Here is a 23,450-nt window from a genome sequence, read left to right as displayed (position 1 = left end):
CAATTGGAAGCTATGCTGAAAAAGGAACTATTTTGTTAAGGATTTCTTTTTAGAATAGATAGAATCCTGGTAATGCATAAGAACTGCGCCAACTAGTCGAAAAGCAGATTGTGTATTTGGAAAAACTCGTATGACTCGCTCTCTTCTACGTACCTCTTGATTCAATCTTTCAAGAGAATTAGTACTTCTGATATGGCAACGTATGTGTTCTGGAAAGTTCATGTATTGTATGGTATCTTCGAAACCATCATCCAGGATAGCGAGTGCTTTTTCATATTTATGATTGTCAGTAAACTGAGCCATCAACTCTTCTTTAAAGTTTCTCATATCTTCAATTGTGACAGCTTCAAAAATACGTTTTATCATCAATTTTATCTCAGTAGAATCTTTTTTTGGCAGTTTGGTAAAAATATTACGCTTAAAATGGACATTACATCTTTGCCAACAAGTCCCAATAAATTCACGCTGGATAGCTTTCTGAAGACCTTGATGAGCATCGGAAATTACAAGCTTAGGAGATTGAAGACCACGTGATTTCAGTTGTTGGAAAAAGTTTCTCCAGGATTCAAAGCTTTCTGTATGATCAACACTTAATCCTAGGATTTCACGTTTGTTTTTATCTGTAATAGCAGTAGCAATATAGACAGCTTTAGAGACAACTCGTTGATGTTCACGAACTTTTATATACATAGCATCTACAAAAACAAAGGGGTAGTAAGTTATGTTTAAAGGTCTCTTTGCCCAGTCATTCACGATTGGATCTAATTTTTGAGTAAGTGAGGATACAAATGATTTTGATATATTCTCACCGCAGAGTTGTTCAACAATATGTGTCACTTTCCTAGTAGATACACCATTAATGACCATCTCTAACATAGAAAGGACCAAAGCCTGATCACAACGTGCATACTTCTCAAATACAGATGGTGAAAATTCACCATGACGTGTTCGAGGGACCTTGAGTTTTATCTTGCCAACACTCATAGTTAAATCACGTTCATAGTAACCATTACGGTAATCTCTACGTTCGTCAGAACGCTCATAAGGGTATGCATGGAGATATTCGTCTCTTTCTTTTTCCATAAATTCATTTAAAACTAAAACTATTGCAGACTTTATAACAGTATCAATATTAGAATTCATAACTGAATCTTTTAAAACATTCATATCTAGGCTAAACTGTAATTGAGTCATTTTATTCTCCTTTTCAATGTTTTTCTTGGTCGTTAAACATTGTTGACAAGAAGGAATAAAATGACTCCTTTCTTTTTACACAATTATATGGACTTTATCTGAAACTCGGTGTTTTGTGAACGATTTTAGGTGCTATTAGGTACTTCTCTCGTTCTATCCGCGATTTTTTGTAGTCTATCCGCTATTCGACACGTTCTATCCGCGATTATTGTGACTGTATCCGCTATTCGACAAGCTTTATCCGCGATTATCGAGCCTCTATCCGCTATTCGGGTTGAAATGACAAATTTCGCCCTACTAAAAGAAAAACTGGACCTAGATATCCATTCTCATCACGTTCCTCCACTCTCTCACTTCTTTAGTCTATTACTAATTACGAACTTCAGAAGATCCATCACTATAATTTATAGTAACTCCTTGCTCGATATTAAAAATGTATACATTGAAATCTATATCATCACTTTCAATGCTTTTCGCTTGCATATGTACACCTCTAGCGACAAGTTCGTTGTTCTTAAAGATAGGTTCCACCTGGTAACGTACATGATGGCCTGTATCTTTTATATATGCTGCTATCTGATTTTCATAAACTAGCATACTAGGATTATTCAAGCTATTTGTACAAGTCATTAAGTTTTTTAGATTATTATTTTCCCCCGTTAATTGGAAACCGATTAAGTGGCAACGATTGTACAACCATTCGGTTTTATCATCTACCGTTATTTTTTTATTCTTCCAACCAGTAGGATCTACATATAATGATTCTCTTTCGTCTGTCGGCATCAATTCTTTTGATAGCATGGCATTTGCCACTCCTACTCTATTCAATGAGTCTAAATGAGAGAATGTTTGCCAACTTCCTTTTTCTAAGCTTAATTCATCATGAGAAAAAGTCGATGAGTTATCATTTATTGCTACGACTTGATCCTCACCGTTATATACTAAGCTTGACAAATCTTTGTTTTCTACCGACACAGGTTGTACTTCTGATTGAACCTCAGTAGCAACAAGATCGACTATGTCACCAATCACCTTCAGCTTTTCGATATCTTCATCACTACATGCTGTTACTATATTGAAAGTAACTAGTACTGTTAATGTAAACCATATTTTTTTCATAGCTTTTCACTCCTTCTTTCAATAAATCGTTTCAAATGACCATTATATACGATTTGAGGAACAAAAAGGAATGATGAAAAGAATTAGTGCTATTTAAAATCGTAAACGTAGGTTTACTTCTACCATCCAGACCGGACACTTGATCAATAGTCAAAATGTAAAGGGTATCTAAATTCTGTAGATCTGTAATTCTTTAAAATAAGCTTTTATGAAAGTAATTCATTTACTTAAAAGGTTGGAGCTAATACTCTAAAGAAATTAGTCCTAAATTCAAAAAAACTATAATCATTCATTAGAGTCTAGTATGTATGGAAGACCTACTATAATTGAAAAAACGGCGAGTTTTGGTTATTGATGTAATCGCCTATGGTATTAGTTCATTGAGAAACAGTGAAACATAAATTATGAAAGTAAAATTAAATGATTTAAAAAACTAATCCACTTTAACAGAAGCCTTATCATTATCCAGTAAATATTGTACCGATTCGATTATTATATCTGGCTCATCGTCTTGTATATAATGGCTACTATTATTAGCTATGACCATTTTAGGCTTCGTTGAGATTGTTAGCATTTCTCTTTGCATTTCATGCCATAGTTCTTGAGATTGAGAAGAGTAATGAGCTTTTTTTCCAGCTGATAGGACAACTAATGGAATATCCAACATTTTTCTTGATTTTTTCACTTGATTTAGACTTTCTGTAAATTCTTCCGCATTGCTTTCATAAATAAATTGCTTTTCGTAGGCTTGTTGAAAGCTTTCATTCATAGTCGGTAGAAATCGTTCCCGATAATTCTCAGGTGTAGAATCGACAAGGACCATTCCACACACATCGTCAGGATACATTGTAGCGTACAATCTAGCAATCACCCCTCCAAAAGAATGGCCAACTAAGATAAAGGGAGTCTTTATCTTTACCTTTTTAACTAATTCCTTTAATTCTTCCGTCATTTCTCTGCTTGTCCGGAATCTTGTCGTTTTCCCACTTTGACCAAGTCCTGCTCGATCATAAACGAATACCTCAGTTAGAGTGGAAAGTTCATTGATAACTGAGTCCCAGGCATGTGAATCATTCCCGTACCCAGCTTCCATTACAAGTGTTGGTTTACTGGATTTATTACCCAAAAGATGAGTGTAAAGAAGGCAATCATAGACTTGTATAAACTTTTCATTATTCATCGTTTAAGCTCCCTAGTTTTAATATCTTTTTTCCTTTTAATTGCATCTACTATTAATGATGGAAAAACAAGACTCTCTCCTTGGTTACGAGGATCGTATTTCTTTGACCTAAATATCTTGCCTTTTTCTCCATCCCATTTCGACATATTAAAACGTCCGTTATCATCGCAATATTCTACTAAAACCACATCAAATCCAGCTAATTCAAACATACGTTTTATCGTTTTGTGTGTATGAACGAACTTATGAGTAGCAGCCGGATGATCAACAGGGCCAGGGCCTCCTACTTGAACAATTTGTTGATACTCCTTATTCTTGAAGTTCCCATCTGGCACAGCACAACGTATATATCCATCCTCTTTCAAATACCGCCAGCAACGCTTGGCTGCAAGAACCCCTTCCGAAAACGTAAGATGCTCCCACACATGCTCTGCAAGAACGGCTGATAATGAGCCTTCTTCAAACCTTTCCTTCCAGGTTGATTCATCTAATAAATGGAGTTCTTCTTCTTGAGTATGAATCCATCCTGGATTATTATGGTATGGACCTGCACCTATTACGACTTTACGTACTTCGCTCTTCATCTATATCACCTCAATATGTTTTCAACTATTCTCCAAAAAGCCTTGAATAAAAGGTGCTTTGTTTTTTGTATACGCTACAACATTCTGGCTGTATTTTTTTGCAAGCTCAAGCTTTAAGTGCTGATATTCCTTTCGTAAAGTATGATTCTTCCTTAATTCATCTCGAAATAGAATCTGATCTTTCCAATGCTTACCTCCATACTGATAAACATGCAAATGATGGGTACCAGCGCGCCACTCCCCTTTCCGAAAAAAGCGACGTTCTGGAAAATTTTCATGATTGACAAATTCATAGCCTACTTGTTTAAGAGGCTTGATAAATTCCGTTACACACTCTAGGTCACTAACTCCGATCATAATATCTATAATGGGCTTAGCACTTAACCCTTCTACAGCCGTACTTCCGATGTGTTCGATGGCAAGTATAAAATCTGATAAAAGAGTGGATAGCTGCTTTTTCTCTTCATTGAAATGTATGATCCAATTTGGGTTGTAGTTTTGAATGGTTACATTATTTGTCATGTTTCTACTCCTTCTTGTTGGGAACAATCTTTGGTGTTAAACCTTCTATTTTTACCTATCTCATTGTTGTGGAGGTCCTTCGTTACTCTTAGCTAAAATTATCTTTTCTAATATTTTACACTAATTGAAAAATTTTAAAAATCTAAACCTATATTATTTTAAAGAATGTTATATTCGAATTAGAACAAAGTACACGATGGAAAGGGAGCGAAGAAATGGACATTCAAGTTGAACTTATACCAAACTACCGTATTGCCTACATGAGACGAGTTGGTCGATATGGTCCTGAGAATTATGAAGTAATAGAGAAAATAAAACATTGGGCGAGAGATAGAAATCTTCTCCACTCTTCTTTTATCTTAGCTGTTCCACAGGATAATCCATTGACAACTCCGCCTGAAAACTGCCGATTTGATGGCTGTCTCGTGCTATCAAAGGATACACTTCTTGATGAGTCTGTTTATGAAGGGGAAATAAGTGGAGGGCCCTATCTTATTTTTAAAGTAAAGCACACCGCTAAAGATTTAGAGAAAACGTATGTTGAGCTTTTCCCTTATCTGAAAGAACAAGGCTATGTGCTTGATTCAAAGACAATTTTTGAGAGATATGTTGGGGAAGCTGAGGACGAATCTTTTTGTGAGATATGTGTACCGATTCAAGGAGAGTATCAAAATGAATAACGCTAAGCCGAATATTTATATAAGGATATTTTATAGATAAAGGTTGATTTTAACAGAAATATAGTTTACAAACGATAATCAAGAAAATATTAGAGATACAATTATGCATGATTCAAAAAAGACATTTTTAAATCTAAAAGAATGAAAATCCCTTTAAAAAATTTTGTCTCGCTTCATCTCTAACAGTATTCCTCTTTCAGGGACCTGAAGCCACACATATTAAACAATTCTAATATGTGTGGTTGAAACTTTTTATCTTTTTCAATTAAATACCGTTTAGGTTGCCAAGCTGCAAAGTAATATTTATTTTACTATGTTAAGAGTACTAACAAATAAATGGTATAAGGAGTTACTAAAAAGATAGCTGTATAAAGTCCTGGAGTATACGTTTTTAATATCAAAGTTTGCAAGACGTGAAATACATTGTGTATTAATACAAATAGTAAGAATGATAGATACAAAATTGAAATTATTAAACTTTCAACGTTTTGAATTTTAATGAAGGTAATAATGGACATTGTTAAGAAAATATAAACATCTCTCTTGGCAAAGGAATACGAGTTAACATTCCAAAATTGCCAAATCTTTTTACTTATCCATTTACTATTATCTGTTATTCTACTTTCTGTTCTTTTCGCCCAATTTTCAACAGCTATAATTTCCTCAAAATCATGGAGCATAAATATTACTACAAATAACCATATTGCATTATATACCTCTATCTGATACATTTTAATTTTTTCTCCTCTACCTTGTCCTTGAAAGCCCCTTTTACTTTAAATAAATAGCTTCACAATTTTTTATATAATCAAGTGTTCTATCATATAGAATTGGTTGAATTTTTGAATAAGTAAGATTATTAGGAAGACCATCAAATAGTATCATTTCACCTATTTCTGAAGCTGGCAATAGTCCCATCTCTTTTATCCTTCCCAAATATAACCTTCCATATGTGTTAGTAACTGAATCACCAATTGAATAATCGCAAATTGGCGTTAAATGAACATCAATACAACCAGTTTCTTCAAACAACTCTCTTATTGCTGTCTCCTTGATAGTTTCTCCCTGTTCCCTATGACCACCTGGAATTTCCCACGTTGATCTTTCTTTATTCCTAACATAAACCCACTTACCCTTATAAATAGCACTTTGTTGATAATGATTTAGACGCATTCTGCCATGAAATGAATGGTACGAAAGTGGTAAATGCTAATGATGTGAAAGAATCAGAACCAGTACAGGAACAAGAGACTAAAAATGAGGTTGTTAAAGAAGAAAAGATTAATAATGACCAACCTAAAACTGAAGAATTAGTATCAGGGAGTCTGGAGGATTATTTGATTTACTCTCAGCATTTGAAAATGAGCTGAAGAGTGGAAGTGAAGAATCTAGACAAGAGCCCTCTAAAGTAGAAGAGAAACCTGAAATGGAAACAAATAACGATAGTCATGAGGGTTTTACATTCCTTGATCAAGTTCAAAAGGATATGGAAAATGGAGCTGATTACATTAATGTCGTTGATGAAAACATTCCAGCTTCTGATGGCTTAGTTCCACCACCTCTAGAGGGCGAAGAAGACAATATTCCTCCAGTATCAGATAATCCAGAAAACCAAGAGCAAAAGGAAATTACACTTTCCGATAAAGGAAATCGTGTATTGAAAATCCTTGCTGTTGCGAAAAAGGAATATCGAAAAGAGTATTATGACAAGCAACAACTTGTACATGATACGATCAAGCAGGAGCGTATGTCAGTTTTAGCTTTATTTAGAGAGGGGCAGGTTCTAGCAGTTAGTGATTCACATATTGTTGTTGTGATGGGTGCTAAACCTCAAGTGAAGCTATTAGAAAAGGTTTCTAATCGAAGCATTGTTCAAGGTGTACTCGAGGAAATCTTTGGCCGACCTCTTGAACTAGCAGTTATAGACACTAAAGAATGGGAACAAGTAGTAGAGAAGTATCTGTTGCTTGAATAAATAAATCTTAATTAGAGTGAGAGTCTCTGTTAGAAATAGCAGAGTAATTGAGTAGTTTGGAGTAGATCATTATCTATACCGAACTACTTTTTTTATTGTCATAAAGGGAGCGATTTTTAATGAATAGCACTATTTTAGCTTTGAAAAATTTTGAACGAGCTTATTTAGAACTAGTGAGAATTTTTGATAAAGAAATCAATGAGTTGAAAAGTATTAACAATTATCCATTTGAGAAGAGTTTTGATGAATATGATATCAGTAAGTGGATTAATAACTCCATTCAAGAAATTGAGCATGGACGTGGATATAAGGAGCCAACTAATTTGGTGAGTAATGGTGAAAGTGAAAATGAATTAATCAAATGGATTAAGACCCCTAATGAATTTGTGGGCAAAGGTGAAGATGGAACACCATATGTTGTGCTTTGCAACGGTTGTGGCTATGTTCAGAATTTGAATGAAAATGAAGAATGTTGTGAAGGATACAGTTTTCGCTTTGAACCCTTAAATATTTGAGAGTGTGAAAGGAAGGAGGATAAACATGCAACTCAATTTATTTAGAGAAATTATAGTCGATAATTTTGCTGGTGGAGGCGGTGCTTCTACAGGAATTGAAATGGCTACAGGCTTATCAGTAGATATTGCTATTAATCATGATCCAGCTGCTATTCAAATGCATAAATTGAATCATCCAGATACGGAGCACTATTGTGAAAGTGTATGGGATGTAGATCCAAGAGAAGCTTGCAGAGGTAGGAAAGTTGGTCTTGCATGGTTCAGCCCTGACTGTACCCATCATAGTAAGGCGAAGGGTGGGAAACCTGTAAAACAGGAGATACGAGGACTGGCTTGGATTGCAGTTAAGTGGGCACTCGCAGTAAAACCACGAGTGATTATGCTAGAAAATGTAGAGGAATTCAAGGATTGGGGACCAATTGAAAATGGACAACCTGTTAAAGAATTAAAAGGTGCTACTTTCAATAGTTTCATAAAATCATTGAAATCACTAGGATATGAAGTTGAGTTTAAAGAGTTACAAGCGTGTGATTATGGAGCACCTACTATAAGGAAACGCTTTTTCATGATTGCAAGATGTGATGGTAAAAAGATTGTGTGGCCAGAACCAACTCATGGAGATCCTAGAAGTCTAGCTGTCCAATTAGGAAAGCTAAAGCCTTGGAGAACATCATCAGAAATTATTGATTGGAGCATTGGTGCACCATCAATATTTGATCGTAAGAAACCATTAGTGAAAAATACCCTACATCGGATACAAAAAGGGTTAGAGCGGTTTATCATTAATAATGATAAGCCATTTATGGTACAAGAGGAACATAAAGCAGCCTTTCTAATCAGCTACTATACAGAGCAATCAGAAAAAGAAGTGAGAGGGTTATCTTTGGATACTCCATTACACACAATTACTGCAGGTGGTAATCGTTTTGGGCTAGTCACCGCATTTCTAACGAAGTATTACGGACAAAGTACTGCTCAAGGATTGAGGGAGCCTTTACACACCATTACAACAAAAGACCGCTTTGCACTTACAGCAGTCAGAACAAATGGTCACCAGGTAACGGATATAGGACTTAGAATGCTTCAACCACATGAACTTTTTGCAGGACAAGGATTTCCTAGTAATTATATTCGAACTGGTACAAAATCGGACCAGATTCGAAGAGTAGGAAATAGTGTTCCACCACCATTTGCTGATGCATTAGTCAGGGCAAACTTACCTGAGATGTGTGCAGATCGTTCACGTTATGCAGTTAGTGTTTAAACAATTAACTGATTGGAGTTTTTGAAAAGACTAAGAAGATACATTAGGAGCGTGGAGAAATGAAGGAATATGCTGTATATAAAGGAGAAGATCTGTTAGCAATAGGAACAGCAAAAGAGTGTGCTGAAACTTTAAATGTGGCGGCAGAGACTATCTACTACTACACAACTAGTGCCTATAAAAGAAAATTAGAGAAACGTAAAAATCCGGATAATTGTAGAGTTGCAATTTTAATGGATAATGAATAAATACTAAGGGGAGTGAATGTTTTTAAGAACATTTCACTCCTTTTAATTTAGTATGAGATAACTAATTAAAGTGTTATTAAGTCACAGGGAGAACCTTTGAAGGTATTATCCAACATATAGGTATAGTTTTATGCCATAGAAGAAGTGATTTAAACACTCCTTCTGATACATTCTATGGTCGTCCTCCTCTATTTACCTCTGAAAGGTTTTTATTATGAAAAATATATACTTATTTTTTACTTTGAAATTTTCCTGATGAACCAATATAAATTAAGCCAAATACAAGAAATATAAAAAATAAGATAAATCCTACAACAAATAAAATATTTGTGCTGTATATTATTGCTAGTAACCAAAAGACCATTGCAAAAGATAATGCGAACATTAACTTACCCATAAATTTACATAAAGCCACTGAATCATATTTTTCTTTTTCTTCCTTAGACATTGTGTTATAACCAGCTATTAAAAATGCCCCTTTACCATTGGAAAATATTATACCCATAACTATAAAAAGAACGATTACGCATGACATGATAATAAGACCCATATTATATTACCTCCATAATTATCCTACTAATATAAGTGAAAAAACGTAATAACAGATTCTTCTTTTTTCAATTTGAAGAGTTTATTGAGCATTTATCATTACAGTGGTTTACTGGTACTATCTTTCTATTATTAGCTATATATTTATAAATTTTAAGTCCAAATTTAAACTTACTTATAATTTTAAGAGGTAGCCATATTGGAAAGTAAATAGGGATTCTAAATGAAATTTCTGCTATAGCATCAATACCAACAAAAACATTTCCATTCTTGTTTATAGCGTGCATTTCTTTCGATAATTTTTCAACTGATATATCAATATCAAGTGAATCTCTAATTGAAATAAATGATACGTTTTTAAACCAGTCAAATTTTTGTATGTTTTCCTTTACACCTACACATAAAGGGCACCAACTGTCATAAAAAACGAGAAGTTTATTCAATAAATCCACCTCCGAAAATTATGTTTAATATAAAGAATAATCACGTGTTATTAGGTATACTTCACTAAAAATTCAGTTGAAGCATTAAAGAATATTTTACATTATTAGGATGATTTTATGGGAAATTATTGTAGGCTATTAGAAGATAGACAGCAAATTTTAACTCAATTTCGTCTACTGAATTTAATTCATATACTTCCATTCTCATAATATTCACACCTCTAATTCAGGGAAAATACCTTTAATCCTTTCCACTTTGTAAATTTTACATGTAATTATGTAAATAGATAAGGATTTGAAGTTATCGCTCCCTATTTTTTTGGATGAAGATACGTGTTACCACAGGAGGTTCAACGTTTGAATTCTTTACTTTAAGGGGTACGCTTCACCTTTATATCCATGAAATAGAATCAATAGTGATTGACAATCTCCATAAGCCTTTCGGTCTTTTCCGTTGAGACATGTTCAGATAATCTGCCACTCTTTTAACATGTACCAAGCAAATAAGCCAAGAGAAATTATACGAAGAAGTACTAATTGTTCTTTATCTAAGATTAGCCAAATGTTTAAAACACCATCCAAGTGATTTCCAAGAATACTTAGAAGCCTGGGATGACTGGGAGGAAATTTGTCGATAATTCCAACATAATACTAGGACCATTCCAGGAGGATAGAAGATGATAAACGCAGTCATACATATTCTTATCACCATTCCTTTTCACATCTTTGCCTTCTATTTTTCTAGAGGAAAAAGTGCCTTTTTACTTGCTGGCTATAACACATTATCGGATGAGGAGAAGGCAAAATTTGATGAGAAAGCATTGTGTAAATTTATGGGTAAAATCATGTACGGTATAAGCTTTAGCCTGTTACTCTTTGGATTAAGTGACATAGTTGATCGTCAGATTTTGTTACTGTTCGGACTACTCCTTCTGATTGGATTCATTGTGTTTGCGCTCATTTATGGGAGTACGAAAAATCGATTTAAGAAGAAATAATACGAGATTGACTTACTAAATGGAGCTGATTCTTCTCTTTTATTCTCAGTCAAACTAATTGGAATCTCTCCTTTACCTAGCAATTTTGTTTGTGAACCCGAACAAATGCTCAAACAAAGTCCTTATTCAAAAAGTTTCATATGTATAAAAGGGGAAGTACAGAATAATCATCTATACTTCCCCTTTACTCAACAGTCTTTTTCCATTATTACTGCATTCTTCAACTTCCACAATTTTACAATCTTAAATTTCCTTCAGGTAACAGGACAACCTTCCCTAATTTCCCCGCCTTTTTAAAGTAGACCTGCGCTTCTCTTGCTTCATCAAGAGGAAAAGTACGATCAATGACTGGCCTAATTTTCCCTTCTGATATCGCTTCAAGCATGCGCGAGAATTCAGCTCTAGTTCCTAGTACAGAGCCGTAAAATGTAAGATGCTTAAGATAAAGCTTTCGGAAATCTAGCTCCGTTTTTTGACCTCCTGCAGAGCCGGATGTACAAAATTTACCGCCCTTTTTTAATACTTCAAGTGCGGTTTGAAACAATGCATCTCCTACGACATCTAAAACCGAGTCAATTGGGCCATCATTTGCTTCGATAATCTCATTCACTAGGTTTTCTGATTTATAGGAAAGAACATGTGTCGCTCCTAGTTCCTTTAATTGATCTTCTAGCTTAAGATCACCAACAATTGCTATCACCTTTGCTCCGAAAACTTTAGAGGCTATTTGTACATTTAATGAACCTACACCCCCATTTGCTCCAGTAACCATAACTGTCTCACCAGGCTTGGCTTGAATTTGTTCAACCATATGCCAAGCAGTTAATCCACTAACGGAAAAGACAGAACTCTCAATATAATCAGGTAATGGCATATCATAGCAAAGTGCTGCGGGCCACACTACATATTCTGCATAGCCTCCATCATATTCAGAGCCAATAAAGCTCATATCGTCAGCAATGTGTTCAGATCCAGATTCGCCACTTGAGGTGAATGGGAAAAGCACAACATCTTTCCCAAGAAATGTATTCTCTACTTTCTCCCCTATTTTCACTATTTTTCCAGTAATATCTGAACCTGGTGTTCGTGGAAACTGAACGCCTTCAGGGCGCCACCCTGATTTTTCATCTGTTCCATATGCACCCTCTCTCATCCAGATTTCTGTATTATTAATCGCACATGCTTTGACTTTCACAAGTACTTCATGTTCGTTCGGTTCTGGGATTGCCGTTTGTACAGTTTCTAGCTTGTCCACATCTCCATAGCCTGTTACTTGTACTGCTTTCATCCTTTTATCATCTCCTAAAATTACGTCATTGCTTATGTATTGTATACCCTTCATTATTCCTTAATTATACTCCCTATTCAACAATACTGCTTATGACGATAAACTCTTTGTTCCGCTTGATAATACCCAGCAATCGCAGGAAACGTGTCGAACTCCTTTTTCATTTCACGAAACGAGATAACCCCTTTTCCTCTCACTAACTCTAGATTTAACGAATGCTCATGACAGGACATTGGTTCTTGATGGAAGGAAGTTATAAAGTGCTGTATTGCACTTTTCTCACTTCTAGCAAAAATAAAAACATATTGGTGTTTGTTTCTTTTAAGAGAGTAGATACATACTTTATGAAAGCCTAATACATTTCGTTCTATTAAATCTGCAACTTCATCATGATTTGCAAGGTCAAAATTTAAGCTTGAGACGGGTTCTTCCAATCGTATCTTTTTTTCTTTAAGTAAATGAAAAAGATAATGAGCCAAAGTGGATTCTTCTTGTTGGATTGCTCGTAGGTACAGTTCTTTTATTACCATAAATAGACACCTCGTAATTTTGTATTCCTAAAGCTCCTCCATACTCCCTGTGTACTCGTTATACGTAACTGCGATCGTACCGATTGGGCCATTTCGATTTTTGGATACAATGATTTCAAGTGTGTGATTCTTTGTTTCTTTCTCATAATAAGCTTCTCTGTAAAGAAAAAGAATGACATCCGCATCCTGCTCCACACTACCGGATTCTCTAATATCTGACATCATCGGTCGCTTATCAGCTCTTGTTTCCACCGAACGATTTAACTGAGCCAAGCAAATAACAGGACATTGAAAATCCTTCGCTAATGCCTTTAATGCTTTTGAAATCTCGGTAACTTGTAAATGAGTATTACCAACATAAGTTTCTTTCGGTTGAATGAGTGTTAAATAATCAATAAAAAGAATTGGTTTTTTATTCGGATATAGATTCATTATTTTTCTTGTTTTAGCCCGTATTTCCGCTACAGTTTGTCCTGCATCATCGAAAATTTGCATGGTCGTTTTATTCAATTTTCCAATAGCATCTGACCATTGATTTTTTTGCTTCTCACTCAACAATTTCTTTGGGTCTCTTAGTTTTAGACGATTAATACCAGCCGTTGAAGCAATAAGTCTTTTCGTAATTAGTTTTGCCGGCATTTCTAGTGAGTAAATGAGAGGTAGATAACCAGACCAGCCAGATGCTTTAGCCAAGTGCAGCATGACATCCGTTTTTCCCATGGATGGACGTCCAGCTAGAATAGTGACCTCCCCATCCTGAAATCCGCCCGTTATGTCATCAAGCTTTTGGATACCTGTCGTCGCCGTTTGACAGAATGGTTGTTCCTCCCAAGGAGCTTCGTACATCGTCGCAAGTGCTTGCTCAATTGAAGTATGGTCTTGTAATTTCATTTGACTTATTTTATCCAATTCACTAATGACCTTCGTTATCTCCCAATCATTTATAGCAGCTAACGCAAGAATATTCTTCTTCTCGCGTTCTTTCCAGCCTCCTAGAATCAATGTTTCCATTTCTTCAAACTTTTCTGGGTCTGCATAGGATTGAAGCTCAGATAAGTAAGACATTCCCCCAAAGGCTTCTAGATCGTGAAGCGTTGTTAATGAAAGCAGATCAATTCCTTTCCCATCTCGCTGCAAATCAAGCATTCTTTTCATTAATTGTTGATGTACAGTACTTTCTAAGTGCTCAGGTACTAATATCGTATCCTTTAAAAGGAAATCTGCTTTCATTAATGTTCCGATAAATGCTTTTTCTACGACTTTCATTTCGTTTCACCTGCTGATAGATCTAGTACAAAGTCATGTGGAATGGCTCTTCCAGTTGGACTATCATTTGGCTTTTTTTCTTTAGTCGTACGGTTTGGTTTATCTAACGTCTCATTTATTTGATTAATTGTAACCAATGAGCTATTTTCCCAATTTTTCAATATAGCTAGTACATAATTGAGCTTTCGTTTATTGTTGGCACTTGCAATGGATAGCGCTTTTAGAATTGCATCTTTTGGCTGCTGAAAGGTTTTCTCTTCTAATAGGGCTAGGAGCCGCTCTTTTGCATACAAATTAGACAAACCAAAGCCATTATTATCCCAAAATTGGACGATTTCTTTCGTATCATGATTACATACAGGATCATTTTCCACTCTTATTTCTTCTTCACCTTTAGTTTCATTGTGTATAAGATTCTCTTCTTCTTCACAGTTGTAAAATGTTTCATACAAGCTACGAATCTCTTTACTTGCTATTTGTTTAGATACATATGGGATTAGGGAAGCATCTTGAACAAGCTGTAGCTCAGCTCTGATACAATCCATTACAGGTTTGCCACCCTTATTTAGGTTAAATACACCCCAGTTTTTAATGGCAATCTCTCTTGTAGTGGTATTGTATTTGACTAGTTGAAAGTGCTCTTCAAAACGGGATAGTAATGTTTGTATTCTTTCTATGGAATAACCAAGTTCTAATGCCATTTCATTTTTTGTGATTTGATAGATTCCAATTTGCGTCGTTTTTGTGTTTGTTAGAAGAAAGAGATAGAAGTATTTATCCTCTGGTGTCATTTCTTCTAGTACAATTGGGTTTCTCCAAAAACTAAATGTTTTAACGATTCTATATTTATCCATTTTTTCACGACCTTTTCATATTGTTGTTGTCTCATTATGAATATAGGTCGTAAGAATGGGTAGAGTAGCGTATATAAAAAAAATTTTTTTTAAAAATTCTAATGAACTTAGTTGTTTCTGTTACAGGTATTCCCTTTCCCCTCGAATGATCAAAAGGTAAAAAAATAGTTTCCAAAATCGTTACCATGTCATTTTTGAAAAGACGGACTAATTAATGAACTACACTTCAGACACGACGTTGTTTTTTTATTTTTATTTTTATTCTTATTCTTATTGGGTACGTGACGTGGACGACTCGTAATTTTTTAAAATAATAGATCTATAGATATAAAAAAAGAGGCTGGGACAAAACAAAGAGCCAGGCACCCTCCGATACAATCTATTCTGTGCACTAGATAAATCAGTGCGTACATATAGTCGTTACGATAAGGTGCCAGGCACTTCTGTCCCAGCCTCCCTCTATTTTCTAAAAAGGTTGTCAATGAAACGCAGAAAGATGTGAATCATATAATCACCAATCTTACTAATAAATCAACTATCCCTTTCACTTAGGTTCAATTCTTATGAAAAAATCATTAACATGATTGGGACTGTTATGATGCTCAAAATGGTTGTGACAAGCGTACTGTAGGAAACGAGATCTGGTTCTGTGTCAAATTGCATGGCATACATTGTTGTATTGGCAGCTGTAGGCATCGCTGATAGGATTATTAACACATTTGCTAGCATACCTTCAAGAGATAATAGGTGTATAATAAGAATCGCGATAAGTGGTGATAGGAATGTACGCATTAGTAGAATAAAGCCGATATCTTTGACCTTCACATTACTTCTTTTAATAGATGCTAGCTGCATCCCTAACACAAGCATTACGGTTGGAATGGTTGCATTAGCAATTAAATCCGTAGCTTGCATGAAAAATTCAGGAATAGGTAGAGGGACTAATTGTCCTAATAATCCTGCGAATGCCCCGTATATAATCGGCATTTTAAAAATGGTTACCATTGATTCTTTTACGCTGAATGTTGCAGAGCTTCCCCTTCCAGCATAATAGAGGCCAATTGTATTCATTAAAAAAGACTGAATCACCATCATAATGACAGCATAATTAAATCCAATTCCTCCAAAAGCAAACAAAATAATAGGAACGCCATAGTTCCCGCTATTCATAAATACTCCTGACAGAATATAGGCCGCTCGCTTTGAATAGCTTATCCGAGCGACCTTTGTATATACTATCACGACGAAAATTAACAAGAAACAAAGGAGTGTACAAAAACTCAGAATATACACATAGTCCATTGTAAGCTCATTTGTGTAAAACGTCCGAAAAGCAAGAAAAGGTGTCATTAAATACAAGGCTGCTTGAGAGAGTGACTTCCGATCAAAACCAATTTTCTTCTGACCGATATATCCAACAGCAAAAATAATAAATGCAGGTAAAACAATAAGAATAAAGTGCATGTTAGAAGCTCCATTTTCTCTAGTTTATGACAGTTCATAAAAGGAATCGTCATTGTCCATGTATGGTTTTTTTAAACCTTCTATTTACTTGTATCTTTTATTCTACCACTCTTAGAGGGATAGTTAAAAAGCATTGAGAGTCGTCCCAATGCTTTTTATACTAAGCTTTTTTAATAAACTTCATCGATTTTTAGCATTCCGTTCACCCTTACACGTAATACGCAGGATAGAAAAGGCTGCTCTCCAATTCTCTTACTCAACCTAGCCAGATGATTAAAACAACACTTTATTTCACGTAATTGCTTAATTTTCCGATATGCTCGACTTCAACGACGACCGTATCTCCAGAACTCATAGGACAGCTTCCTGCAGGTGATCCTGTTGCAAGAACATCACCTGGCTCTAATGTCATAACTTGAGAAATCCAGCTGATTAAATATGGAATAGAAAGAGACATTTGATTTGTGTTCCCCTCTTGTACAACGACTCCATTAAGTGTTGTTTTAATTTGCAAATTCGTAGGATCTATTCCCGTTACAATATGTGGTCCTAATGGGCCGAATGTATCGAAACCCTTTCCTCTTGTAAATTGAGGGTCTGATTTTGTTAAGTCTCTTGCTGTGACGTCATTAAAGATCGTGCAACCGAAAACATAATCTAACGCTTCTTCTTCTTTAATATTTTTACCGCGTTTCCCTATAACTAGAGCAACTTCCCCCTCTAACTCTACTTGATTTGTTAAATGAGTAGGTGGTAAAAGAATCTCACCGTGATCTGCTATCAGGGAAGAAGCTGGTTTTAAGAATAAGAACGGCTCTACAAGATTTGCTTGACCTCCTGTTTCCACTGCATGGTCTGCATAGGTCCACCCAAAGTTAACTATTTTAGACGGGTTAACTGGAGGTAAAACAGTTACATCTTGATAAGGTATTCTTATCTCTTCTTCACTTTTCACTCCATTAATTACATCTGTAAATTCTCTTGAAATCTGAATAATTTCTTCTCCATCAACAAGGCCATAGGACTCGTTGCCAAAGTATGTATAGCGGACAATCTTTTTTGATTTTTGCAAGGTTTTCATTTAATAAAGTACTCCTTTAATGTCGTAGTAAACTTAGCTGCTTAGTTTTGCTCTTTACGTGACAAAAATGTTTCTACAATAATGGAATGAATAATCCCACAAGTAATCATATCAAGGCTTCGACCAAACGGGAAGAAATTTGTGTAAATGTCATAAGGCCCATTTTTATTAAGATTCCAAAAAAATACTCAATCTATATTACTTTTTCACAAAATGACCCACCAGTCTTGGATTATAGCAGGGGCTAGGAAATGGTGAAAGAGTCGCTTCCCTTTTCACATTTTTAGACAGTTTAGCGTATGTATAAAGGAATAATCCAATTCATCATTTACTTAGTAAGGAGTGAAACTTATGTCATCCTTTGACCCAAATAAGCTAACCGTTACAATCATTCCACCTGCTTCCTCCTCGTTTCCTGTTGAAGGTAGAAAGTACACTCTTACCCATTCGGACGAGACGGGTGATTTATTTTTAGATATTCGCTATGTGTATAATGAGTTGAAAATAAATTCTAAAATGAGAGATGAAGTAATTGCCCAATGGTCACTGACTAATGACTCTCACTGGTTCTTAGCTGGAAAAGCCTATGTAGATGGTGGTGAGTATTCTAAGGAACAAGCTCGAGTTCGCCATACCATTTTTCTTAGAGAAATGGACACAGCGTTAAAAGGAATCGTAAATGGAGATCTTCCTTTTTATTTGCATTATCCCTTCTTACTCGACGCACCTATCTATCTTTACTTCGAGTCACAATTTCCGGAGTTTAGGAAAATCTATTCCTTTAACACTCCAAGAATGTATTTAGTAAGAAGAGCGTATCACAAATAGGTATAGATGAGATACTTTTAATTGCCTTATTCTCGAAGGCCTATTCGCTTTCACTAGACACCTATACAACTGACAAACCCTTATATGTAATTGAGGAACAGTGTAGTGTACCTGCCCCTCTAGTCTTCCACTTAGTAATATGGATAATAATACGGATAAGGTCTGTATACATACGGTGGATATGGATATGGCCTTGGTGTTAGTAATGCTCCTGCTGCAAATCCTGTTAAGAAAGGAAAGCCAAAAAATCCAAAAGGTCGACCAAATCCATAAGGTCTAAACGGTCTACCGAAGCCAAATCCAGGTCGACCAAAACCTCCATAGCCAAATCGCTCATCAGTATGATTCTCAAACGAATACATTGAACATCTACTCCTTTTTTTAAAGATTACAAGTGAATGATTGAATCTGCCGTAAACTTAATAATGAATAAATCCAAGAGTTACCATCCCATCTAAAACCCGAAACTGACTGTTGACCAATACCTACGAAAATGGGATAAAACCAAATCTGCCTGGAACCTCTTAACCAAATATACGTAAATTTATACAAACATCTTGAGATAGATCCAGGATCCACTGCTTGCATTTGCTGCATTTGTGTTGGGATAGTCGCTGGTGGAGGTGTTGTTGGGGCACCTGGCTGTATTTGTGTCTGGGTCGATGGTTGAGATGAACTAGTGAAGCGCTTTTGCACTTGCTGAGTAGGAACTATAGATTTTTGTTCAATTGAAATGAATGGATTTTGATTAGTTGGAATCCGGAAATCTCCTAAATGCTCCTCTATATTCAAAGTGAACGATCCCTCCTTCCTTTTTTCCTTAACATCCTATTCCATGGACATCTGTCTATAAACTTGTACGTGGAAAATTGTGTGAATACCTATTTTTTAAGCTAAAAGATTCTAAGAACACAAGTGTTTAAGAAAATATGTATAAAAAGAGGCTGGGACAGAAGTGCCTGGCACCTTATCGTAACGACTATATGTACGCACTGATTTATCTAGTGCACACAATAGTTTGTATCGGAGGGTGCCTGGCTCTTTGTTTTGACCCAGCCTCGCAATGATTATGATGAACTTGTGTTTATTCGTAAAGGTGGCAAGCCACAAAGCGTCCTTCTGCTACCTCTTTCAGTTGAGGTCGTTCTTCCTTACATATTTTCATACACTGTGCACACCTTGTATGAAAGGCACATCCAGTAGGCGGATTATCGGGACTAGGAACATCCCCCTTTAAAATAATTCTCTCTCTTGCTCCTCCTATTTTAGGAATGGGTACGGCTGATAGCAAAGCCTGTGTATAAGGATGTAAAGGTTCTTTATATAAGTTATCTTTGTCAGATAACTCCACCATTCTTCCAAGATACATAACGCCAACTCTTGTACTAAAGTGCTTTACTACACTTAAATCATGTGCAATAAACAAGTAGGTTAAGTTAAATTCTTCTTGAAGATCACGCATTAAATTTAACACTTGTGCTTGAACAGAAACATCTAATGCTGAAACAGGTTCATCAGCAATAATAAGGTCGGGTTCAAGCATTAAGGCTCTAGCAATCCCGATACGCTGTCGTTGCCCTCCGCTAAATTCATGTGGGTATCGATTGGCAAACAATCGGTTTAAGCCAACCTTCTCAAGCATTCCTTCTGCCTTTTCTTCACGCTCTTTATTAGTATATAAAGAATGGATTTTGTACGGCTCCATTAAGATACTTTTAATCGTTTTGCGTGAATTTAAAGAAGAATATGGATCTTGAAAAATCATTTGCATGTCTTTTCTGTGAGGTCTAAGATCTTTAAATGACATGTTAGATATGTTGTTCCCTTTAAATAAGACCTCTCCCTCGGTAGGTTTAAATAATTGGAGAATCGTTCTACCTAACGTAGACTTTCCACAACCACTTTCGCCTACAAGACCCAATGTTTCCCCCTCGAATAATGAGAACGATACATCATCAACAGCTTTTACACTGCCGCCTTCTCTATTTAAAATTCCTTTTTTGATAGGAAAGTATTTTTTAAGGTTTTTAACTGTTAATAATTCCTCCATTACCCTACGCCACCGTCCTCACTATAAAGCCAACAACTAGTATATTGACTGTCAGACATTTTCACTCTTGGTGGAATGAACTGATAACAAGGCTCTGTTGCATGAGCACATCTTGGAGCAAATCGACAACCCGCAGGCATTTCTTCTGGTAATGGGACAGAGCCTGAAATGGCATGTAATCTTTCTTTTTCATCTGATAAGCTTGGGATTGATTCTAACAATCCTTTTGTGTAAGGGTGTTTTGGATTTGTAAAAATATCAGCAACAGGAGCTTCTTCGACAACTCTTCCAGCATACATGACAATGACTCTGTCACACACTTCGGCTACGACACCAAGGTCATGTGTTATTAACATAATAGCTGTATTAAATTCAATCTGAAGAGTTCTCATTAGGTCAAGAATCTGCGCTTGGATTGTTACATCAAGAGCCGTTGTAGGTTCATCTGCAATAAGTAGTTTCGGATTACACGATAGAGCCATCGCAATCATCACACGCTGTCTCATTCCTCCGGAAAGCTGGTGCGGATACTCATTAAGTAGTTGCGTGGCTCTAGGTATTCCAACTTTTTCAAGCATTTCTACTGCCCTTGCTTTAGCTGATTTCTTTGGTAAGTTTGTATGATTACGAATCATTTCCACTAGCTGATAACCAATTGATAACACGGGATTTAAAGAAGACATTGGATCCTGAAAAATCATCGCAATTTCATTTCCTCTGATTCGTTGGTAGTCTAATTCAGGAAGTCCATTTATTCTTTGTCCATTAAATTCAATCGTGCTTTTATCACCTAATTGACTGTATTCCTTTGGTAAAAGCCCCATAACGGAAAGAGATGTCACGCTTTTTCCGCATCCAGACTCCCCTACAATTCCTACTGTTTCTCCTGGCATAATATGAAAACTAACGCCATTAATAGTTGACACAAATTCATGGTCTTTCTTAAATTTCACTTCTAAATCCTTTACTTCTAAGAGAGCTGTCATTTTCATCAGTCCTCTCGCACAGTGAATTTGTGAATAAACTCAACGACTTTTTGATCAATATACCCCTTTTCTTGCACTCGCTCATCAAAATTTTCAATAAGATGAAAGGAATATACCGCCTCAAATAGCTCCTCGTCTGTTACATTATCCGATTTTAAATAGGCTAATTTACGTAAATCATCTACAAGTTGTTGCTTAAGCTCACCTTCTATAGGTGCTATATCATCAGGTACTGTTCTTTCAAAATATAACTGATGTAAATGTAATAGTCTTTGAAGTTCTTCGACAGGCTCCTGGTGATCATCCACCCGTAAATCAATATAACGGTCTGTATATCCTCCATACCCACCATTTTCCTTAACAACTAATAAAGCTGCAGATTGTTTCCCTCGGCTATCACCACCTGCTTCTTCCCCAGCAAGCAATGCTTTTACCAGTCTAGTTGCAAGTGTTCCTTTAGAAGTTTGAAATGTTTCACTCATTGCCTTAACTGTCTTCTCATCTACTAAGATGTTCCCCTGACATGCAAAATTCTCTCCCGCAATCCCGCCTGCCCATTCAAAGCATTCTTCACCTGTAAATGTTGCACTTCTCCCATTTGCATCCACAAATCCGACCTGTCTTGAGCTTAGCTTTTCATCACCTTTTGTTACTTCTTGTAATGCTTCTTCCGCGCTTAAGCCATTTTCCATCAATTGAAGTCCTCTTATGCCATAATCCACATTAACCCAAGATTGTGTAGCAACTGCGCCAACACCAGCTTTTGCATAAGGAACGAGTGACCCAACTGAAAGGAACTTCGAAGCAACGGCTACTCCATGTTCTTTAGTGTTCGGGTCGTACCCTACAATCGAAAATGTATTAACAAAATCACGTGGGATTGTTTTACTCTTTTTCATGTCTCATCATCCTTTTATTTTGATTTTGGATCAAGTGCATCACGTAATCCATCTCCTACTAAATTAAGTGAAAGAACAACTAGAAATATAGCAAATCCAGGGAGCAAGCTTACATGTGGTGCAACACGGATAAATTTTTGCCCCTCACTCAGCATAACCCCCCATTCGGACATTGGTGGCTGCGCACCTAATCCTAGAAAGCTCATACCTGAAGCTGCAAGAATCATCCACCCTATATCTAAGCTAGCTGCAACAATTAATGGTGGCAGGCAGTTTGGCAAAATATGATGAAAAATAATATGACCGTGTCCTGCTCCTAATGCACGTTCTGCTAAAACAAACTCCATGTTTCGATACATAAGAGCACTCCCTCTAACAATTCGCGCATAATAAGGAATTCCTACGATACTAACGGCTATCATCGTATTTAATAAACCAGGTCCTAACGCTGCAATAATCGCAATGGCCAATAAAACATAAGGAAATGCCATTAAGATATCCATGAACCTCATAATAACCCCATCAAAGAAGCGTTGAAAATAACCTGCAAGTAAGCCTAGTATTGTTCCAAAGAACAAGGCAATCGCAACAGCAATAAATCCAATCGCGACCGATACTCTTCCTCCCCAAATTAATCTACTTAACAAATCCCTTCCTAAATCATCTGTTCCTAAAATATTCCCTGCCGTTCCTATCGGTTGGAGACGATTACCTAAGTTCACCTCATCAGGATCTTGGATAGGGAGAATCGGGGCTGCAAGTAGAAGGATTGCAATAATAGCTAATATCATTAACCCTGTTACCGCAGCTTTATCTCTTGATAGTTTCTTCATTGCAATCCGCCAAGGCCCCTGAATTTTCTTTGGCTTTTCCTCTTTTACCTTTTGTATAGGAGAACGTTTTTCTTGCTTCACAACTGGTTCCATCTTTCAC

General features: G+C 36.1%; 29 protein-coding genes. 8 read left to right on the top strand and 21 right to left on the bottom strand.

The features are described from left to right. Positions 1–27: 27 nt before the first annotated feature. The 5 genes from A9C19_RS09555 to A9C19_RS09535 form a co-directional block, all read right to left on the bottom strand. Complete coding sequence (locus A9C19_RS09555) at positions 28–1,194, bottom strand: IS256 family transposase (protein WP_072578625.1); 1,167 nt, start codon at positions 1,192–1,194, stop codon at positions 28–30. A 369-nt stretch (positions 1,195–1,563) separates the two neighbouring features. Then, complete coding sequence (locus A9C19_RS09550; protein WP_072579736.1) at positions 1,564–2,313, bottom strand: DNA/RNA non-specific endonuclease; 750 nt, start codon at positions 2,311–2,313, stop codon at positions 1,564–1,566. 433 nt (positions 2,314–2,746) lie between these two features. Next, a complete protein-coding gene (locus A9C19_RS09545) occupies positions 2,747–3,493 on the bottom strand; it encodes an alpha/beta fold hydrolase (RefSeq protein WP_072579735.1) in 747 nt (248 codons plus the stop codon). After that, positions 3,490–4,077 (bottom strand): class I SAM-dependent methyltransferase, encoded by a 588-nt coding sequence (locus A9C19_RS09540; protein WP_072579734.1) that lies wholly within the window; start codon positions 4,075–4,077, stop codon positions 3,490–3,492. Before A9C19_RS09540 ends, A9C19_RS09545 begins: the two co-directional genes overlap by 4 nt. A 21-nt stretch (positions 4,078–4,098) precedes the next feature. Next, the gene (locus A9C19_RS09535) at positions 4,099–4,599 is read right to left on the bottom strand and encodes a GrpB family protein (protein ID WP_072579733.1); all 501 of its coding nucleotides are present in this window, start codon (positions 4,597–4,599) and stop codon (positions 4,099–4,101) included. 215 nt (positions 4,600–4,814) lie between these two features. Between A9C19_RS09535 and A9C19_RS09530 the strand changes: the two genes are divergently transcribed. Further along, positions 4,815–5,279 (top strand): AraC family transcriptional regulator, encoded by a 465-nt coding sequence (locus A9C19_RS09530; RefSeq protein WP_072579732.1) that lies wholly within the window; start codon positions 4,815–4,817, stop codon positions 5,277–5,279. Between the two features lie 311 nt (positions 5,280–5,590). Here A9C19_RS09530 and A9C19_RS09525 read toward each other — a convergent pair whose 3' ends face one another. Both A9C19_RS09525 and A9C19_RS09520 read right to left on the bottom strand, forming a co-directional pair. Continuing rightward, a complete protein-coding gene (locus A9C19_RS09525) occupies positions 5,591–6,010 on the bottom strand; it encodes an HXXEE domain-containing protein (protein ID WP_072579731.1) in 420 nt (139 codons plus the stop codon). A gap of 40 nt (positions 6,011–6,050) precedes the next feature. Then, positions 6,051–6,452, bottom strand: a complete 402-nt coding sequence (locus A9C19_RS09520) for an NUDIX hydrolase (protein ID WP_072579730.1) — start codon at positions 6,450–6,452, stop codon at positions 6,051–6,053. Positions 6,453–6,463: 11 nt separating this feature from the next. On the opposite strand from A9C19_RS09520, the gene A9C19_RS09515 reads away from it, so the two are divergent. The 5 genes from A9C19_RS09515 to A9C19_RS09495 all read left to right on the top strand — a co-directional run bounded on the left by A9C19_RS09515 (position 6,464) and on the right by A9C19_RS09495 (position 9,281). Next, entirely contained in the window at positions 6,464–6,649 is a 186-nt protein-coding gene (locus tag A9C19_RS09515; protein WP_072579729.1) for a hypothetical protein, read from the top strand. Between the two features lie 56 nt (positions 6,650–6,705). Beyond that, positions 6,706–7,254 carry a hypothetical protein gene (locus tag A9C19_RS09510; RefSeq protein WP_072579728.1) on the top strand — a complete coding sequence of 183 codons (549 nt, stop codon included), beginning with the start codon at positions 6,706–6,708 and terminating at the stop codon, positions 7,252–7,254. 119 nt (positions 7,255–7,373) lie between these two features. Continuing rightward, the gene (locus A9C19_RS09505; RefSeq protein WP_072579727.1) at positions 7,374–7,769 is read left to right on the top strand and encodes a hypothetical protein; all 396 of its coding nucleotides are present in this window, start codon (positions 7,374–7,376) and stop codon (positions 7,767–7,769) included. Positions 7,770–7,794: 25 nt separating this feature from the next. Then, positions 7,795–9,033, top strand: a complete 1,239-nt coding sequence (locus A9C19_RS09500; RefSeq protein ID WP_072579726.1) for a DNA cytosine methyltransferase — start codon at positions 7,795–7,797, stop codon at positions 9,031–9,033. A gap of 59 nt (positions 9,034–9,092) precedes the next feature. Then, positions 9,093–9,281 carry a hypothetical protein gene (locus A9C19_RS09495; RefSeq protein ID WP_072579725.1) on the top strand — a complete coding sequence of 63 codons (189 nt, stop codon included), beginning with the start codon at positions 9,093–9,095 and terminating at the stop codon, positions 9,279–9,281. A gap of 229 nt (positions 9,282–9,510) precedes the next feature. Here the strand turns inward: A9C19_RS09495 and A9C19_RS09490 are convergent, their stop codons facing one another. Continuing rightward, positions 9,511–9,831, bottom strand: a complete 321-nt coding sequence (locus A9C19_RS09490) for a DUF3784 domain-containing protein (RefSeq protein WP_072579724.1) — start codon at positions 9,829–9,831, stop codon at positions 9,511–9,513. Between the two features lie 67 nt (positions 9,832–9,898). Beyond that, positions 9,899–10,273, bottom strand: coding sequence for a thiol-disulfide oxidoreductase DCC family protein (locus A9C19_RS09485; protein WP_072579723.1), 375 nt, complete (start codon positions 10,271–10,273; stop codon positions 9,899–9,901). A 677-nt stretch (positions 10,274–10,950) separates the two neighbouring features. On the opposite strand from A9C19_RS09485, the gene A9C19_RS09480 reads away from it, so the two are divergent. Next, positions 10,951–11,271, top strand: a complete 321-nt coding sequence (locus tag A9C19_RS09480; RefSeq protein ID WP_083584335.1) for a DUF3784 domain-containing protein — start codon at positions 10,951–10,953, stop codon at positions 11,269–11,271. A 235-nt stretch (positions 11,272–11,506) separates the two neighbouring features. On the opposite strand, the gene A9C19_RS09475 is transcribed toward A9C19_RS09480, so the two are convergent. From A9C19_RS09475 to A9C19_RS09450, 6 genes are all read right to left on the bottom strand, one after another. After that, complete coding sequence (locus tag A9C19_RS09475) at positions 11,507–12,559, bottom strand: zinc-binding dehydrogenase (protein ID WP_072579722.1); 1,053 nt, start codon at positions 12,557–12,559, stop codon at positions 11,507–11,509. 77 nt (positions 12,560–12,636) lie between these two features. After that, positions 12,637–13,089: a hypothetical protein gene (locus A9C19_RS09470; RefSeq protein WP_072579721.1), complete on the bottom strand. Its 453-nt coding sequence runs from the start codon at positions 13,087–13,089 to the stop codon at positions 12,637–12,639. 27 nt (positions 13,090–13,116) lie between these two features. Beyond that, positions 13,117–14,355: a replicative DNA helicase gene (locus tag A9C19_RS09465; RefSeq protein ID WP_072579720.1), complete on the bottom strand. Its 1,239-nt coding sequence runs from the start codon at positions 14,353–14,355 to the stop codon at positions 13,117–13,119. Beyond that, positions 14,352–15,209: a DnaD domain protein gene (locus A9C19_RS09460; protein ID WP_233499259.1), complete on the bottom strand. Its 858-nt coding sequence runs from the start codon at positions 15,207–15,209 to the stop codon at positions 14,352–14,354. The genes A9C19_RS09465 and A9C19_RS09460 overlap by 4 nt, the downstream gene beginning before the upstream one ends. A gap of 561 nt (positions 15,210–15,770) precedes the next feature. Next, on the bottom strand, positions 15,771–16,673 hold the full coding sequence (locus A9C19_RS09455; protein WP_072579719.1) for an AEC family transporter: 903 nt from the start codon (positions 16,671–16,673) through the stop codon (positions 15,771–15,773). 286 nt (positions 16,674–16,959) lie between these two features. After that, a complete protein-coding gene (locus A9C19_RS09450) occupies positions 16,960–17,754 on the bottom strand; it encodes a fumarylacetoacetate hydrolase family protein (RefSeq protein WP_072579718.1) in 795 nt (264 codons plus the stop codon). A gap of 351 nt (positions 17,755–18,105) precedes the next feature. On the opposite strand from A9C19_RS09450, the gene A9C19_RS09445 reads away from it, so the two are divergent. Further along, positions 18,106–18,582 carry a staygreen family protein gene (locus tag A9C19_RS09445; RefSeq protein ID WP_072579717.1) on the top strand — a complete coding sequence of 159 codons (477 nt, stop codon included), beginning with the start codon at positions 18,106–18,108 and terminating at the stop codon, positions 18,580–18,582. Positions 18,583–18,713: 131 nt separating this feature from the next. Here A9C19_RS09445 and A9C19_RS09440 read toward each other — a convergent pair whose 3' ends face one another. The 6 genes from A9C19_RS09440 to A9C19_RS09415 form a co-directional block, all read right to left on the bottom strand. After that, a complete protein-coding gene (locus tag A9C19_RS09440) occupies positions 18,714–18,944 on the bottom strand; it encodes a hypothetical protein (protein WP_072579716.1) in 231 nt (76 codons plus the stop codon). Positions 18,945–18,963: 19 nt separating this feature from the next. Further along, positions 18,964–19,374: a hypothetical protein gene (locus A9C19_RS09435; RefSeq protein ID WP_072579715.1), complete on the bottom strand. Its 411-nt coding sequence runs from the start codon at positions 19,372–19,374 to the stop codon at positions 18,964–18,966. 292 nt (positions 19,375–19,666) lie between these two features. Beyond that, entirely contained in the window at positions 19,667–20,632 is a 966-nt protein-coding gene (locus A9C19_RS09430) for an ABC transporter ATP-binding protein (RefSeq protein WP_072579714.1), read from the bottom strand. Beyond that, complete coding sequence (locus tag A9C19_RS09425) at positions 20,632–21,618, bottom strand: ABC transporter ATP-binding protein (RefSeq protein WP_072581820.1); 987 nt, start codon at positions 21,616–21,618, stop codon at positions 20,632–20,634. The genes A9C19_RS09430 and A9C19_RS09425 overlap by 1 nt, the downstream gene beginning before the upstream one ends. 5 nt (positions 21,619–21,623) lie before the next feature. Then, positions 21,624–22,517, bottom strand: a complete 894-nt coding sequence (locus A9C19_RS09420) for a DUF1028 domain-containing protein (RefSeq protein ID WP_072579713.1) — start codon at positions 22,515–22,517, stop codon at positions 21,624–21,626. 14 nt (positions 22,518–22,531) lie between these two features. Beyond that, a complete protein-coding gene (locus tag A9C19_RS09415; RefSeq protein WP_072579712.1) occupies positions 22,532–23,443 on the bottom strand; it encodes an ABC transporter permease in 912 nt (303 codons plus the stop codon). Between the last annotated feature and the right edge of the window lie 7 nt (positions 23,444–23,450).

Source organism: Bacillus weihaiensis, assembly GCF_001889165.1.
In the GTDB taxonomy this organism is placed as follows: domain Bacteria; phylum Bacillota; class Bacilli; order Bacillales; family Bacillaceae; genus Metabacillus; species Metabacillus weihaiensis.
Note: the sequence above shows the minus strand (reverse complement) of the source record. Positions and strands in the feature narration are given on the sequence as shown.

Coding starts and splice junctions, on each gene's coding strand:
- A9C19_RS09555 (WP_072578625.1), bottom strand. CDS start 1,194: ATGACTCAATTACAGTTTAGCCTAGATATGAATGTTTTAAAAGATTCA.
- A9C19_RS09550 (WP_072579736.1), bottom strand. CDS start 2,313: ATGAAAAAAATATGGTTTACATTAACAGTACTAGTTACTTTCAATATA.
- A9C19_RS09545 (WP_072579735.1), bottom strand. CDS start 3,493: ATGAATAATGAAAAGTTTATACAAGTCTATGATTGCCTTCTTTACACT.
- A9C19_RS09540 (WP_072579734.1), bottom strand. CDS start 4,077: ATGAAGAGCGAAGTACGTAAAGTCGTAATAGGTGCAGGTCCATACCAT.
- A9C19_RS09535 (WP_072579733.1), bottom strand. CDS start 4,599: ATGACAAATAATGTAACCATTCAAAACTACAACCCAAATTGGATCATA.
- A9C19_RS09530 (WP_072579732.1), top strand. CDS start 4,815: ATGGACATTCAAGTTGAACTTATACCAAACTACCGTATTGCCTACATG.
- A9C19_RS09525 (WP_072579731.1), bottom strand. CDS start 6,010: ATGTATCAGATAGAGGTATATAATGCAATATGGTTATTTGTAGTAATA.
- A9C19_RS09520 (WP_072579730.1), bottom strand. CDS start 6,452: ATGCGTCTAAATCATTATCAACAAAGTGCTATTTATAAGGGTAAGTGG.
- A9C19_RS09515 (WP_072579729.1), top strand. CDS start 6,464: ATGAATGGTACGAAAGTGGTAAATGCTAATGATGTGAAAGAATCAGAA.
- A9C19_RS09510 (WP_072579728.1), top strand. CDS start 6,706: ATGGAAACAAATAACGATAGTCATGAGGGTTTTACATTCCTTGATCAA.
- A9C19_RS09505 (WP_072579727.1), top strand. CDS start 7,374: ATGAATAGCACTATTTTAGCTTTGAAAAATTTTGAACGAGCTTATTTA.
- A9C19_RS09500 (WP_072579726.1), top strand. CDS start 7,795: ATGCAACTCAATTTATTTAGAGAAATTATAGTCGATAATTTTGCTGGT.
- A9C19_RS09495 (WP_072579725.1), top strand. CDS start 9,093: ATGAAGGAATATGCTGTATATAAAGGAGAAGATCTGTTAGCAATAGGA.
- A9C19_RS09490 (WP_072579724.1), bottom strand. CDS start 9,831: ATGGGTCTTATTATCATGTCATGCGTAATCGTTCTTTTTATAGTTATG.
- A9C19_RS09480 (WP_083584335.1), top strand. CDS start 10,951: ATGATAAACGCAGTCATACATATTCTTATCACCATTCCTTTTCACATC.
- A9C19_RS09475 (WP_072579722.1), bottom strand. CDS start 12,559: ATGAAAGCAGTACAAGTAACAGGCTATGGAGATGTGGACAAGCTAGAA.
- A9C19_RS09470 (WP_072579721.1), bottom strand. CDS start 13,089: ATGGTAATAAAAGAACTGTACCTACGAGCAATCCAACAAGAAGAATCC.
- A9C19_RS09465 (WP_072579720.1), bottom strand. CDS start 14,355: ATGAAAGTCGTAGAAAAAGCATTTATCGGAACATTAATGAAAGCAGAT.
- A9C19_RS09460 (WP_233499259.1), bottom strand. CDS start 15,209: ATGGATAAATATAGAATCGTTAAAACATTTAGTTTTTGGAGAAACCCA.
- A9C19_RS09455 (WP_072579719.1), bottom strand. CDS start 16,673: ATGCACTTTATTCTTATTGTTTTACCTGCATTTATTATTTTTGCTGTT.
- A9C19_RS09450 (WP_072579718.1), bottom strand. CDS start 17,754: ATGAAAACCTTGCAAAAATCAAAAAAGATTGTCCGCTATACATACTTT.
- A9C19_RS09445 (WP_072579717.1), top strand. CDS start 18,106: ATGTCATCCTTTGACCCAAATAAGCTAACCGTTACAATCATTCCACCT.
- A9C19_RS09440 (WP_072579716.1), bottom strand. CDS start 18,944: ATGTATTCGTTTGAGAATCATACTGATGAGCGATTTGGCTATGGAGGT.
- A9C19_RS09430 (WP_072579714.1), bottom strand. CDS start 20,632: ATGGAGGAATTATTAACAGTTAAAAACCTTAAAAAATACTTTCCTATC.
- A9C19_RS09425 (WP_072581820.1), bottom strand. CDS start 21,618: ATGACAGCTCTCTTAGAAGTAAAGGATTTAGAAGTGAAATTTAAGAAA.
- A9C19_RS09420 (WP_072579713.1), bottom strand. CDS start 22,517: ATGAAAAAGAGTAAAACAATCCCACGTGATTTTGTTAATACATTTTCG.
- A9C19_RS09415 (WP_072579712.1), bottom strand. CDS start 23,443: ATGGAACCAGTTGTGAAGCAAGAAAAACGTTCTCCTATACAAAAGGTA.